This is a genomic window from Rhizobium leguminosarum bv. trifolii WSM2297 (assembly GCF_000271845.1).
In genome coordinates this window covers 3999606-4013503 of record NZ_JH719395.1, presented here as the reverse complement: position 1 = coordinate 4013503, position 13898 = coordinate 3999606, and the positions used below count along the sequence as shown (strand labels likewise).

Annotated in this window: 13 protein-coding genes; 12 read left to right on the top strand and 1 reads right to left on the bottom strand. The window is 63.1% G+C overall.

All coding sequences use genetic code 11. The annotated features are described in order from the left end of the window. Positions 1-26 precede the first annotated feature (26 nt). The 4 genes from mutS to murJ all read left to right on the top strand — a co-directional run bounded on the left by mutS (position 27) and on the right by murJ (position 7656). Positions 27-2753, top strand: coding sequence for a DNA mismatch repair protein MutS (gene mutS, locus RLEG4DRAFT_RS34590; protein WP_003583853.1), 2727 nt, complete (start codon positions 27-29; stop codon positions 2751-2753). Between the two features lie 13 nt (positions 2754-2766). Continuing rightward, a complete protein-coding gene (locus tag RLEG4DRAFT_RS34585; protein WP_003583852.1) occupies positions 2767-3042 on the top strand; it encodes a hypothetical protein in 276 nt (91 codons plus the stop codon). Positions 3043-3152: 110 nt separating this feature from the next. Beyond that, entirely contained in the window at positions 3153-6059 is a 2907-nt protein-coding gene (locus RLEG4DRAFT_RS34580) for a [protein-PII] uridylyltransferase (protein ID WP_003583851.1), read from the top strand. A gap of 10 nt (positions 6060-6069) precedes the next feature. Beyond that, positions 6070-7656, top strand: a complete 1587-nt coding sequence (gene murJ, locus RLEG4DRAFT_RS34575; RefSeq protein ID WP_003583849.1) for a murein biosynthesis integral membrane protein MurJ — start codon at positions 6070-6072, stop codon at positions 7654-7656. A 209-nt stretch (positions 7657-7865) separates the two neighbouring features. Here the strand turns inward: murJ and RLEG4DRAFT_RS34570 are convergent, their stop codons facing one another. Further along, positions 7866-8294 (bottom strand): YcbK family protein, encoded by a 429-nt coding sequence (locus tag RLEG4DRAFT_RS34570; RefSeq protein WP_003583848.1) that lies wholly within the window; start codon positions 8292-8294, stop codon positions 7866-7868. Positions 8295-8481: 187 nt separating this feature from the next. Here RLEG4DRAFT_RS34570 and RLEG4DRAFT_RS34565 point away from each other — a divergent pair, with 187 nt between their 5' ends. From RLEG4DRAFT_RS34565 to RLEG4DRAFT_RS34530, 8 genes are all read left to right on the top strand, one after another. Next, positions 8482-8889: a VOC family protein gene (locus RLEG4DRAFT_RS34565; RefSeq protein ID WP_003583847.1), complete on the top strand. Its 408-nt coding sequence runs from the start codon at positions 8482-8484 to the stop codon at positions 8887-8889. A gap of 86 nt (positions 8890-8975) precedes the next feature. After that, positions 8976-10040: a tryptophan--tRNA ligase gene (trpS, locus tag RLEG4DRAFT_RS34560; protein ID WP_003583846.1), complete on the top strand. Its 1065-nt coding sequence runs from the start codon at positions 8976-8978 to the stop codon at positions 10038-10040. An 86-nt stretch (positions 10041-10126) separates the two neighbouring features. Continuing rightward, positions 10127-10618, top strand: coding sequence for a universal stress protein (locus RLEG4DRAFT_RS34555; protein WP_003583845.1), 492 nt, complete (start codon positions 10127-10129; stop codon positions 10616-10618). A gap of 106 nt (positions 10619-10724) precedes the next feature. Further along, the gene (locus RLEG4DRAFT_RS34550; RefSeq protein ID WP_003583844.1) at positions 10725-11291 is read left to right on the top strand and encodes a NifU family protein; all 567 of its coding nucleotides are present in this window, start codon (positions 10725-10727) and stop codon (positions 11289-11291) included. Positions 11292-11378: 87 nt separating this feature from the next. Then, on the top strand, positions 11379-12041 hold the full coding sequence (gene tsaB / locus RLEG4DRAFT_RS34545) for a tRNA (adenosine(37)-N6)-threonylcarbamoyltransferase complex dimerization subunit type 1 TsaB (RefSeq protein WP_003583843.1): 663 nt from the start codon (positions 11379-11381) through the stop codon (positions 12039-12041). After that, positions 12038-12538 (top strand): GNAT family N-acetyltransferase, encoded by a 501-nt coding sequence (locus RLEG4DRAFT_RS34540; protein ID WP_003583842.1) that lies wholly within the window; start codon positions 12038-12040, stop codon positions 12536-12538. Before tsaB ends, RLEG4DRAFT_RS34540 begins: the two co-directional genes overlap by 4 nt. A gap of 84 nt (positions 12539-12622) precedes the next feature. Continuing rightward, a complete protein-coding gene (locus tag RLEG4DRAFT_RS34535; RefSeq protein WP_003583841.1) occupies positions 12623-13051 on the top strand; it encodes a Fur family transcriptional regulator in 429 nt (142 codons plus the stop codon). Between the two features lie 27 nt (positions 13052-13078). Then, a complete protein-coding gene (locus tag RLEG4DRAFT_RS34530) occupies positions 13079-13876 on the top strand; it encodes a lysophospholipid acyltransferase family protein (protein WP_003583840.1) in 798 nt (265 codons plus the stop codon). Positions 13877-13898 lie beyond the last annotated feature (22 nt).

The following is a 13898-nucleotide window of genomic DNA, read 5'->3' as shown; positions in this document are numbered from 1 at the left end:
GTTTTTTTGGGAAAAACTGCACCTCCGTGAACGCACGAATTGACACAGAGAATGAAGCCTTTTCAGCTGCCGAGCTGGCCACGGCGGAAAGCCGTGCCTCGGCAACGCCGATGATGGAGCAATTTATCGAGATCAAGGCGAACAATCCGGGTTCGCTGCTGTTCTATCGCATGGGCGATTTCTACGAGCTGTTCTTCGAGGATGCGCTTGAGGCCTCGCGCGCGCTCGGCATCACGCTGACAAAGCGCGGCCAGCACATGGGCCAGGATATCCCGATGTGCGGCGTTCCGGTGCATGCGGCCGATGATTATCTGCAGAAGCTGATCTCGCTCGGTTTCCGCGTCGCCGTCTGCGAGCAGATCGAGGATCCGGCCGAAGCGAAAAAACGCGGCGGCAAATCCGTCGTCAAGCGCGACGTCGTCCGTCTGGTCACACCCGGCACGATCACCGAGGAAAAGCTGCTTTCGCCCTCGGAATCCAACTATCTGATGGCGCTGACCCGCATTCGCGGCGGCGCCGAACCGTTGCTGGCGCTGGCCTGGATCGATATTTCCACCGGCGTCTTCCGGGTTGCCGAGACCGAAGCCTCGCGGCTGCTTGCCGATATCCTGCGCATCGATCCGCGCGAACTGATCCTGCCCGACACGATCTTCCACGATCCGGAACTGAAGCCGGTGTTCGACGTGCTCGGCCGCACCGCCGTTCCGCAGCCTTCCGTGCTCTTCGACAGCGCCAGCGCCGAAGGCCGGATCGCGCGTTATTTCGGCGTCGCGACGCTCGACGGCTTCGGCACCTTTTCGCGCGCCGAGCTGGCGGCGGCGGCCGCCGCCGTTGCCTATGTCGAAAAGACCCAGATCGCCGAGCGGCCGCCGCTTGGAAAGCCGGAGCGGGAAAGTGCGGCGTCGACGCTGTTCATCGATCCCGCCACCCGCGCCAACCTGGAACTGGCCCGCACGCTTTCGGGCGACCGCAACGGCTCTCTGCTGAAAGCGATCGACCGCACCGTCACCGGCGGCGGCGCGCGGCTTCTTGCCGAGCGGCTGATGTCGCCGCTGACCGACCCCGCCCGCATCAATGCGCGGCTTGATTCGATCGGCTTCCTGATCGACGAACCGTCGCTCTGCGGCAATCTGCGCGACACGCTGAAACATGTGCCCGACATGCCCCGCGCTTTGTCCCGCCTTGCGCTCGACCGCGGCGGCCCGCGCGATCTCTCCGCCATCCGCCAGGGCCTGCAGGCAGCGAACGAGGTTGCGGCCATGCTGGCAAGCGCGATGCTGCCGGAAGAGCTTGGCCAGGCGCTGTCCGGGCTGCAGGCCCTCCCCGCAGCATTGGAAACCCTGCTGGCCGAGACGCTTGCAGACGAATTGCCGCTGTTGAAGCGTGACGGCGGCTTCCTGCGCGACGGCGCCAGCGCCGAGCTCGATGAGGTCCGGGCGCTGCGCGACCAGTCGCGCCGGGTGATCGCCGGGCTGCAATTGCAATATGCCGAGGAGACCGGCATCCGGTCGCTGAAGATCAAGCACAACAATATCCTCGGCTATTTCATCGAAGTGACCGCCGGCAATGCCTCCCCGATGACGGACACGGCCGAAGCCAAGGCCCGCTTCATCCACCGCCAGACGATGGCAAGCGCCATGCGCTTCACCACCACCGAACTCGCCGATCTCGAAAGCCGCATCGCCAATGCTGCCGATCGGGCGCTGACGATCGAGCTTGCTGCCTTCGAGAAGATGGCGGCGGCCGTGGTTGCGGAAGCCGAAGCGATCAAATCCGGCGCCCGGGCGCTTGCCGTCATCGACGTTGCCGCGGGCCTGTCGCTTCTCGCCGAGGAGCAAGCCTATTGCCGCCCGCAGGTCGACAGCTCGAAGATGTTTGCCATCGAGGGCGGCCGCCATCCGGTGGTCGAGCAGGCGCTGCGGCGGCAGGCAGGCGGCCCCTTCGTTGCCAACAATTGCGATCTGTCGCCGAAATCAGGCGACAAGGACGGCGCGATCTGGCTGTTGACCGGCCCGAACATGGGCGGCAAGTCGACCTTCCTGCGGCAGAACGCGCTGATATCGATCCTGGCGCAGATGGGCTCCTTCGTGCCGGCGACCTCGGCCCATATCGGCATCGTCGACCGGCTTTTCTCGCGTGTCGGCGCCTCCGACGACCTGGCGCGCGGGCGCTCCACCTTCATGGTCGAAATGGTCGAAACCGCGGCGATCCTCAACCAGGCGAGCGACCGTTCGCTCGTCATCCTCGACGAGATCGGCCGCGGCACCGCCACCTTCGACGGCCTGTCGATCGCCTGGGCCTCCGTCGAGCACCTGCATGAGGCCAACCGCTGCCGCGGCCTCTTCGCCACGCATTTCCATGAGCTGACGGTGCTTTCGGAAAAGCTTGCCCGGCTATCGAACGCCACGATGCGCGTCAAGGAATGGGACGGCGACGTCATCTTCCTGCATGAGGTCGGGCCGGGTGCGGCCGACCGCTCCTACGGCATCCAGGTCGCCCGCCTTGCCGGGCTTCCGGCTTCGGTGGTGACGCGGGCTCGCGACGTGCTTACCCGCCTCGAAGATGCCGACCGCAAGAACCCGGCGAGCCAGCTGATCGACGACCTGCCGCTCTTCCAGGTGGCGGTGCGCCGCGAGGACACCGCCCGGGGACCCTCCAAGGTCGAGGAGGCGCTAAAGGGGATGAGCCTTGACGACATGACGCCGCGCGAGGCAATGGACGCGCTTTACGACCTCAAGAAGAAGCTGAAATAGGGCAACGCACGCGATGTTCATGGAAAAGCTGATCCGCGAAACCGAGCGCCTGTCGCTCATCTGCTCCATGCTCGACACGATGCGGCGCGCCGATAAGGACCGCAATGCGCGCGGCTGGACCTCGCCGATCGGCATGCTGAAAATCACCCGCTGCTGCGCTATGATCTCGGAGCTCGGAACCTCGATCGCCAAGGCGGGCTACCGCGAGTGCGACAAGCAGTCGCTTGAAGAGATCATGAGCGAGACACGGCAGGTGCTGTATTTGCTGAATGCGCGGGCCGCCAGCTGAGCTTTTCGGGAAAGCTGTCCTGCGCGGCTCACCAACACCATTTCGCCAAATTTAAAGGTTCTTGCAGTATGAGGGCCCGTGTCAATCGCCTGATAAAGGGGTTATAGCGCATGCGGACGAAACACGAGGCAGGCGCGGATCAGGCCGCCCGGCATGAACAGGAAACCGCCCCGGCGACAGCGATGCGCGATCTCGATTTTTCCCACATCCTCGACGTCGAGCTGTTGCAGAAGCAGTGCGACGCCGTTGCCGAGGCCAACCGCAACCGGCCGGACGTGCTGCGCGCCGACCTGTTGGCGACCCTGAAAAAAGCAAGCACGGAGGGCCGGCAGAAGGCGCGGGCCGCACTGATGGCCGACGGCGGCGGGCTGAATTGCGCCTGCCGGATTTCCTGGCTGCAGGACCAGATCATCACCGCCCTCTACAATTTCGCCACCGCGCATATCTTTCCGCAGCAAAAGGACAAGTTCGCGGTCACCGCCGTCGGCGGCTACGGCCGCGACACGCTGGCGCCGGGCTCCGATATCGACCTGCTCTTCCTCTTCCCGCCGCGGCCGGCGGAAGAGACGCACAAGGCGGTCGAATTCATGCTTTACGTGCTCTGGGACATGGGCTTCAAGGTCGGCCACGCCACCCGCACGGTGGAGGAATGCATCGCGCTTTCCAAGTCCGACATGACGATCCGCACCGCCATCCTGGAGATGCGCTACATCTGCGGCCTGCAGCGGCTGGAAACCGAGCTCGAGACCCGCTTCGACAAGGAAATCGTCACCGGCACCGGCCCTGAGTTCATCGCCGCCAAGCTTGCCGAGCGCGACGAGCGCCACCGCAAGGCGGGCGATACACGTTATCTCGTCGAACCGAACGTCAAGGAAGGCAAGGGCGGGCTTCGCGACCTGCACACGCTGTTCTGGATCTCGAAATATTATTATCACGTGCGCGACCAGGCCGAGCTGGTCAAGCTCGGCGTGCTGTCGAAACACGAATACCGGCTGCTTGAGAAAGCCGACGATTTTCTCTGGGCGGTGCGCTGCCATATGCACTTCCTGACCGGCAAGGCCGAGGAGCGCCTGTCCTTCGACATCCAGCGCGAGATCGCCGAAGCCTTCGGCTATCACACCCGCCCGGGCCTTTCGGCCGTCGAGCGCTTCATGAAGCACTATTTCCTCGTCGCCAAGGATGTCGGCGATTTGACCCGCATCCTCTGCGCCGCCCTTGAAGACCAGCAGGCGAAGTCGATCCCGGGCCTGACCGGCGTCATCAGCCGCTTCACCCATCGCAATCGCAAGATCGCCGGCAGTGTCGAATTCGTCGAGGACCGCGGCCGCATTGCGCTTGCCGATCCCGAGGTGTTCAAGCGCGATCCGGTCAGCATCCTCCGGCTCTTCCACGTCGCCGACATCAACGGGTTGGAATTCCACCCGGACGCTCTGAAACGCGTCACCCGGTCGCTCGCCCTGATCGACAACAGCCTCAGGGAAAACGACGAGGCGAACCGGCTGTTCATGTCGATCCTGACGTCGAAGCGCGATCCGGCGCTGATCCTGCGGCGGATGAACGAGGCCGGCGTGCTTGGCCGCTTCATCCCCGAGTTCGGCAAGATCGTCGCGATGATGCAGTTCAACATGTATCACCACTATACGGTCGACGAACATCTGATCCGCACCGTCGACGTTCTCTCCGAGATCGATCAGGCCCGCGCCGAGGATCTGCATCCGCTCGCCAACAAGCTGTTCTCAGGCATCGAGGACCGCGAGGCGCTTTATGTCGCCGTTCTCCTGCACGACATCGCCAAGGGCCGGCAGGAGGATCATTCGATCGCCGGCGCCCGCGTCGCCCGCAAGCTTTGCGCCCGCTTCGGTCTGTCGCAGAAGCAGACCGAAATCGTCGTCTGGCTGATCGAGGAACATCTGACCATGTCGATGGTAGCGCAGACCCGCGACCTCACCGACCGCAAGACGATCACCGATTTCGCCGACCGCGTGCAATCGCTCGACCGGCTGAAGATGCTGCTGATCCTGACGATCTGCGATATCCGCGCCGTCGGTCCGGGCGTCTGGAACGGCTGGAAGGGCCAGTTGCTGCGCACGCTCTATTACGAAACCGAGCTGCTGCTCGCCGGCGGTTTTTCCGAGGTTTCCCGCAAGGAGCGGGCCAATGCCGCCGCGGAGGCGCTGCATGCCGCCCTTTCCGACTGGAGCCAGAAGGATCGCAATACCTATACCAAGCTGCACTACCAGCCCTATCTGCTCTCGGTGCCGTTGGAAGACCAAGTCCGCCACGCCCATTTCATCCGCCAGGCCGATAAAGCCGGCCAGGCGCTCGCTACGACGGTGCGGACCGACAGTTTTCACGCGATCACCGAGATCACCGTGCTGTCGCCCGACCATCCGCGCCTGCTCGCCGTCATCGCCGGCGCTTGTGCGGCGGCCGGCGCCAACATCGTCGACGCGCAGATCTTCACGACCTCAGACGGTCGGGCGCTCGACACCATCCATGTCAGCCGCGAATTTACCGACGATGCCGACGAGCTTCGCCGGGCCGCGACAATCGGGCGGATGATCGAGGACGTGCTGTCCGGCCGCAAACGGCTGCCGGAGGTCATCGCCACGCGCGCGCGCCACCGCAAGAAGAACAAGGCCTTCGTCATTCCGCCGTCGGTGAACATCACCAACAGCCTGTCGAACAAGTTCACGGTCATCGAGGTCGAATGCCTCGACCGGCCGGGATTGCTGTCGGAGATCACCGCCGTGCTCTCCGATCTGTCGCTGGACATCCAGTCGGCCCGCATCACCACCTTCGGCGAGAAAGTGATCGACACTTTCTACGTCACCGACCTTGTCGGACAGAAGATTTCGGGCGACAGCAAGCGCGCCAACATCACCGCCCGGATGAAGGCGGTCATGGCCGAGGAGGAGGATGAACTGCGCGAACGCATGCCCTCCGGCATCATCGCGCCGGCCGCCACCGCCCGGACATCGCCTTCCGCCGAAAAAAAAGCCGATTCCTCCGCATGAGTCCCCAAGCATGAGCCTCGTCAAGAAATTCGCCACCGTCGGCGGCGCCACCCTCGGCAGCCGCATCTTCGGTTTCGCCCGTGAAACGCTGATGGCGGCCGCCCTCGGCACCGGGCCGATGGCCGACGTCTTCTACGCCGCCTTCCGTTTTCCCAACCTCTTTCGCCGGCTGTTTGCCGAGGGCGCCTTCAACGCCGCCTTCGTGCCGCTGTTTGCCAAGGAGATCGAGGCAAACGGCACCGAAGGCGCCAAGCGCTTTTCGGAAGAAGTCTTCGGCGTGCTGTTTTCGGTGCTGCTCCTCATCACCATCGTGATGGAGCTGACCATGCCGCTTTTGGTGCGCTTCGTCATCGCGCCGGGCTTTGCCGACGATCCCGAAAAATTCTCGATCACCATCCGTATGGCGGCGGTGATGTTTCCCTATCTGATGTGCATGTCGCTGACAGCGATGATGAGCGGCATGCTGAATTCGCTGCATCATTTCTTCGCCGCCGCCATCGCGCCGGTTTTCCTCAACGTGGTGATGATCGGGGCGCTGTTTTATGCGCTCTATACCGGCGCCGATCCGCTGGCGACGGCCTGGTATCTCTCCTTTGGCGTTCTTGCCGCGGGCGTCCTGCAGCTCGCCGTCGTCTATATCGGCGTGCTTGCGGCCGGCATGAGCATCGGTTTCCGCTTCCCGAAGATGACCCCGAACGTCAAGCGACTGCTGATCCTAGCGGTGCCGGCTGCGGTGACCGGCGGCATCACCCAGATCAACCAGTTGATCGGCCAGGCGATTGCGTCGTCCCGCGACGGCGCGATCGCAGCGCTGCAATATGCCGACCGGATCTACCAGCTGCCGCTCGGCGTCGTCGGCGTCGCTGTCGGCGTGGTGCTTCTGCCGGAACTTGCCCGGGCGCTGAAGGGCGGCAACCTGCGCGAGGCCGGAAACCTGCAGAACCGCTCGATCGAATTCGTGCTGTTCCTGACGATCCCCGCCGCCTTCGCGCTCTGGATTCTCTCCGACGAGATCATCCGCGTGCTTTACGAGCGCGGCGCCTTCCATCAGGAAAACACCGCCGTCGTCGGTGCGATCCTGGCGATTTACGGCATCGGCCTGCCGGCCTTCGTGCTGATCAAGGCGTTGCAGCCGGGCTTCTATGCCCGCGAGGACACCAAAACGCCGATGCGTTTCTCGGCAATCGCGGTGGCGACCAACTGCGCCACGGCGCTGACCCTCTTCCCCTATATGGGCGCGCCCGGCATCGCCGTTGCCGAAGCCACGGCCGGGTGGATCAGCACCGTGCTGCTGTTCACGACGCTGCTGCGCCGCGGCCATCTGGCATGGGAATGGGCGCTGGCGAAGCGCACCGTCCTGTTGATCGTCGCTGCTGCGGTCATGGGCGCGGCCATCGTCTTCCTCAAGCAGTATTTTGCGCCCTGGCTTGCCTCCGGCGCGCCGCTTCTGACCAAGATCGGCACGCTCGGACTGCTGATTGCGATTTCCATGCTGATCTATTTCGCCGCCGCCTTCCTGATCGGCGGCGCCGATCTCGGCATGATCCGGCGCAATCTGAACCGCAAACCGGCGGCGGTGAAGGATGCGCAAGGCTAGGCAGATCGCCGGTGCCGGCCCCTCATCCGCCTGCCGGCACCTTCTCCCCGCAGGCGGGGAGAAGGGGATATGCCGCGACCTTTCCGTTCCCACCAACCTCTCACAGGGCACGTCCCCTCTCCCCGTCAGAACGGGGAGAGGGTTAGGGTGAGGGGCAAATCCCCGGCACAAACCGGACAATCATTGCACAGCACGTCTCCTGAATCGCTCTAACAATCGACCCATCGCCGCTGCGGTCCGACATCGACATGCACGATGCCGTTGCAATAGGTGCCGATGCCGCCGATGCCGGGCGCGCTTTTGGCGGCGGCGATGATCGCGCGTTCCGACAGGCCCGGCATCCTGATATCGGCGGCCAGGCATTTTCCATGCAGGGAGCCATGGCGGCGAGGGTGCGGCCTGAGGCCTGAGGTGATCATCGGGCGGCGTCCGGTCTTGGCGGCGATATGCGACAGCACCGCTCGCAGACGCTCGGGAAAACAACCGGCGCGAACGCTGACCGTCTGCACCGTGTAGGCAAGGCGCGCTTCATGTTTCGGCAGGTGAATGGCCGGTCTTTTGCTGTCTTGACCGACGGCGCCGGTTGCGGATTGTAGGGCGAAAAGGCCTGCCATGACGAGCAAACTGGCGTTCTGCATGGTTCCTCCTGGCGGTTGACAGGGCGGCCATTGGGCCGCTCCTGCGCGACCGAGAATTTCAGTTCAATAAAAGCTTTTCTGTGAAATTTTATACTCAATTGTGAGTAAACAGCTTGATCAATTTGGCTTAAAATAACGGATATTGCCGATCCACATGGGAATAAACATCTCAATTGGGAGATATGACATGACAATCCAGTCGCTTTTCCTCGTCACCCTCGTCGTCGACGACTACGACCGCGCCAAGGCCTTCTATTGCGATGCCCTCGGTTTCGATTGCCTTCAGGACGAGCCGCAGCCGGAGGGCAAGCGCTGGGTGGTGGTGAAGCCCAGAGGCGGAGATGGCGCCGCCTTTCTGCTGGCGCAGGCGGCAAATGAAATGCAGCGGGCGGCGATCGGCAATCAGACCGGTGGCCGCGTCGGCTTCTTCCTGAAGACCGACGATTTCGCCCGCGACCATGCCGCAATGCTTGCAGCCGGCGTGCGCTTTCTGGAAGAACCGCGGCATGAGGTTTACGGCACGGTCGCAGTGTTTGCCGATCCCTATGGCAACAGCTTCGATCTGATCCAGCATGCCGCAGGCGTAACCTCTTGATTGCGACCGGTTGGCCGTGCATAAGCCGCCGCGTTAGCAACATGGGCGAAAAGCCCTGGGCCCTCCACCAGCCTATTGAGGACGACATGAGCGAATTCAAGAAACTCGTATTCTCCGGCGTGCAGCCGACCGGCAATCTGCATCTCGGCAATTATCTCGGCGCGATCCGCCGCTTCGTGGCGCTGCAGGAAGGCAATGACTGCATCTACTGCGTCGTCGACATGCATGCGCTGACCGCCCAGCTGGTGCATGAGGACATGCCGAGCCAGACGCGTTCGATCGCCGCCGCCTTCATCGCCGCCGGCATCGACCCGGAAAAACATATCGTCTTCAACCAGTCGGCCGTGCCGCAGCATGCCGAACTTGCCTGGATCTTCAACTGCGTCGCCCGCATCGGCTGGATGAACCGCATGACGCAGTTCAAGGACAAGGCCGGCAAGGACCGCGAGCAGGCCTCGCTCGGCCTCTACGCCTATCCGAGCCTGATGGCCGCCGACATTCTTGTCTACCGCGCCACCCATGTGCCGGTCGGCGAAGACCAGAAGCAGCATCTGGAACTTGCCCGCGACATCGCGATGAAGTTCAACCTCGATTATGCCGAGCACATCGCCAAGACCGGTTACGGCGTCGACATCACCGTCGGCAACGAGCCGGTGCATGCCTATTTCCCGATGGTCGAGCCGCTGATCGGCGGGCCGGCGCCGCGCGTCATGTCGCTGCGCGACGGCACCAAGAAAATGTCGAAATCGGATCCTTCCGATCTGTCGCGTATCAACCTGATGGACGACGAGGACGCGATCTCGAAGAAGATCCGCAAGGCCAAGACCGATCCTGACGGTTTGCCGAGCGAGGTGGAGGGGCTGCAGGGCCGGCCGGAAGCCGACAATCTGGTGGCGATTTATGCGGCGCTTGCCGACAAATCCAAGGCCGACGTGCTTGCCGAATTCGGCGGCCAGCAGTTCTCGGTCTTCAAGCCGGCACTGGTCGATCTTTCCATCCATGTGCTGGCGCCGATCACCGGCGAGATGCGCCGGCTGATGGACGATACCAGCCACATCGACGCCATCCTGCGCAAGGGCGGCGAACGCGCCAGAGCCCGCGCCGAGGTGACGATGAGCCAGGTCCGCGACGTGATCGGCTTCCTCTACTGAGGACAGATCTCCTCTTCTTCCCCGGCGGGGAGAAGAGGAAAAACTGGGCTTGCAAATTTTCCGCTTCGGGTGTCAGAGTCCGCGCCATGGTATCGAAGCGACTCTCACGGCTCGAAGGTCATCGCCGCAAATTCATGGCGGTGATCGACGGCACACCCGAATGCCAGCGCGCCGTTCATTATGCCGGCCGGCGCGCGAAGAATTCCAATGGCGGGCTGGTGCTGCTCTACGTCATACCCGACGGGGATTTCCAGCAATGGCTCGGCGTCGAGGCGATCATGCGGGCTGAGGCGCGGGAGGAGGCCGAGGCGGTCGTCGCCAAGATCGCCCAGATCGTGCGCGAGACAATCGGCATCGAGCCGGAGATCGTCATCCGTGAAGGTGGTGCGGCCGAACAGATCAACGCCGTGATCGAGGACGACCGCGATGTGGCGATCCTCGTTCTGGCCGCCGGTTCGGCGAAGGAAGGTCCAGGACCGCTGGTCTCGTCGATCGCCGGCCGTGCCGCGGCGTTTCCGATCCCGGTCACGGTGCTGCCGGATACCCTGACCAACGAGGAAATCGACGCCCTCTGCTGATAATTTCTTGAGTAAAAATCTCTTGAATGGCGCCAGCAATGGGCTTATCTTCTTTTGAAGAATTCTAAAGACGGCTGCGCTATGGGCCGGCCGCATGGAGAACCAGATGTTCATTCAGACCGAAGCCACGCCGAACCCCGCCACGCAGAAGTTCCTGCCGGGCAAGGTGGTGATGGAAAACGGCACGGCCGAATTCCGCAGCGTCGAGGAGGCCGAAGCTTCGCCGCTGGCGGCCCGCCTGTTCGAAATCCCCGGCGTCACCGGCGTCTATTTCGGCTATGATTTCATTTCCGTCTCCAAGGACGATGCCGAATGGCAGCATCTTAAGCCGGCTATATTAGGCTCGATCATGGAGCACTTCATGTCGGGCAAGCCTGTCATGGGCGATGCCTCCATCCTCTCCGAAGACGTCGATGCCGGCGACGAGTTTTTTGACGAAGGCGACGAATCCATCGTGCTGACCATCAAGGAACTTCTCGAAACCCGCGTACGGCCCGCCGTTGCCCAGGACGGCGGCGACATCACCTTCCGCGGCTTCAAGGACGGCAAGGTCTACCTGAACATGAAGGGTTCCTGCGCCGGCTGCCCGTCTTCGACGGCAACGCTGAAGCATGGCGTTCAGAACCTGCTGCGCCATTTCGTTCCGGAAGTGCAGGAAGTGATTGCCGCTTAAAATTCTGGTATTCGTCCGGCCGTTCATCTCTCGTTCGGCCAGACGAATTTATGATCGGCGACAATAGATTTTTCGGAAATTGATGGCATGATCGTTCTGGCGCTCGACACGGCAGGTGTGGACTGCGCTGCCGCCGTTTACGACAGCGGCAGGAATACGGTGCTGGGGGAGGCATCGGACATGATCGGCAAGGGGCATGCTGAACATCTGATCGGTATCGTCGATCGCGCGCTCGATCAGGCTGATATGGTGCTTTCTGATATCGACCGGATTGCCGTCACCATCGGCCCCGGCTCGTTTACCGGTATCCGCGTCGGCGTTGCCGCAGCCCGCGGTTTTGCGCTTTCCCTCAATGTGCCCGCCGTCGGCGTCACCACGCTCGAGGTCATGGCATCAGCCCAGCGCGAGAAGACGCCGCATCGCGCCGTGCTGGCAGCGATGGACGCCAAGCGGGACGAAATCTACCTTCAGTCCTTTTCATCGGACGGTTCGCCCCTCGACGCGCCGCGGGCGTTAAGCGTTGCGCAAGCGCAGGCTTTTGCCGAAGGCTTCGACGGCGAAATCACCGGTTCGGCGACGGCGCTGCTGAAGCCGGAGGCCGGCGGCGATCACACCAACAGATTCCCGATCTCCGTCGTGGCGCGCCTCGGTGCTGCCGCCTCCCCCGATGCCGGAAAGCCGAAGCCCCTTTATCTGCGCGGACCCGATGCCAAGCCGCAGGCCGGGTATGCGATTGCCCGACGAGTATGACGATGCTGGAAGCCTACCTGACGCTGAAGCCGGAATTCGAGATCATCGCCATGGAGCGCGAGGATTGTCGTGATGTCGCCGTCCTGCATGGCGAGCGTTTTGCCCGGCCTTGGGGCGATGGTGAATTTCACGGCCTGCTGATGCAGGACGCCGTGTTCGGCTTCGTCGCGCGCCAGACCAACGCCATCCTGAAAAAGCCGCTTCCCGGCTTCATCCTTGCCCGCCATGTCGCCGGCGAGGCGGAGATCCTGACGATCGCCGTGCAGGCGAAGGCCGCCCGCGCCGGGCTCGGCTGGCGGCTGATGCAGGCGGCGATGCGGGAAGCCCGCGCGCGCGGCGGCGAGAGCATGTTTCTCGAAGTCGACGACGGCAATACGGCAGCGCTTGGCCTCTATCGCAAGCTCGGCTTCGAAAAGGTCGGGGAACGCAAGGGTTATTACAAGCAGGAAAACGGCGCCCTCTCCACGGCGCTTGTCATGAAGCGCGTTCTTCGCTAGTTCCCTGACAGAGAGATGACATGCTGGCCGGCACCAAAGCCCTCCGGCGTTGTCGCAATATGAATATCTTTTTAAAGGCGGGCCATGACGGACGCAGCCAAGACCCTTGAGGAGCTTTGCACCGAACGCGGCATGCGCATGACCGAGCAGCGCCGCGTCATCGCGCGCATCCTCGAAGATTCCGAAGACCATCCCGACGTCGAAGAGCTCTACCGCCGCTCGGTGAAGGTCGATGCGAAGATCTCGATCTCGACGGTCTATCGCACGGTAAAGCTGTTCGAAGATGCCGGCATCATCGAGCGCCACGATTTCCGCGACGGACGCTCGCGTTACGAAACGGTGCCGGAAGAGCATCACGACCACCTGATCGACCTGAAGACCGGCACGGTCATCGAATTCCGCTCGCCGGAGATCGAGGCGCTGCAGGAGCGCATTGCCCGCGAGCACGGCTTTCGGCTGGTCGATCACCGGCTGGAGCTCTATGGCGTGCCGCTGAAGAAGGAAGACCTCTGAAGCAATGGCCGCCGGGGAGACCAGCATTTGATCGCCTGGCTGCGCATTGCCTGTGCTGCGGTCGTCATCCTGACCGTCAGCATCGTGCTCGTGCCGCTGCAGCTGCTGGCGCTGCGTTTCGACTGGCGGCTGCGGCGCCGGCTGCCGCGTGTCTGGCATCGTATCGTCTGCTATTGTCTCGGCATCCGCGTCCGCATCCGCGGTCGGCTGGAAGGGCGCCGGCCGCTGATGCTCTGCTCGAACCATTCCTCCTGGATGGATATCATGGTGATGTCGGCCGTTGCCGACGTCGCCTTCATCGCCAAGATCGAGGTGGCCGACTGGCCGATCTTCGGCACGCTCGCCAAGCTGCAGAAGAGCGTCTTCGTCGTGCGCGAGGAGAGGCGCAAGACCGGCCATCAGGCAAACGAGATCGCCGGGCGCATGGCCGATGGTGAAATCGTCGTGCTCTTCCCTGAGGGCACGACCTCGGACGGCAACCGGCTGCTGGAGGTCAAGTCCTCGCTGTTTGGCGCCGCCGCCATGGCCGTGCCCGCTTCGCCGACGGGACTAGTCGTGGTGCAGCCGGTGGCGGTTGCCTATACCCGGGTGCACGGTATCGCCATGGGGCGCTATCACCGGCCGCTCGCTGCCTGGCCAGGCGATATCGAGCTGTTGCCGCACCTCCTCGACATCGTGCGCTGCGGCGCGATCGACGCAGAGGTCTCCTTCGGCGAGGCGGTGGAATATCGCGCCGACACCAATCGCAAGGAGGTCAGCGCGACCATCGCCACCCGCATCCGCAACCTGCTCAATACAAGCCTGCGCGGTCGAAATGTCGTCTGAGCCGAGAGTCCCTTTTCTCCGA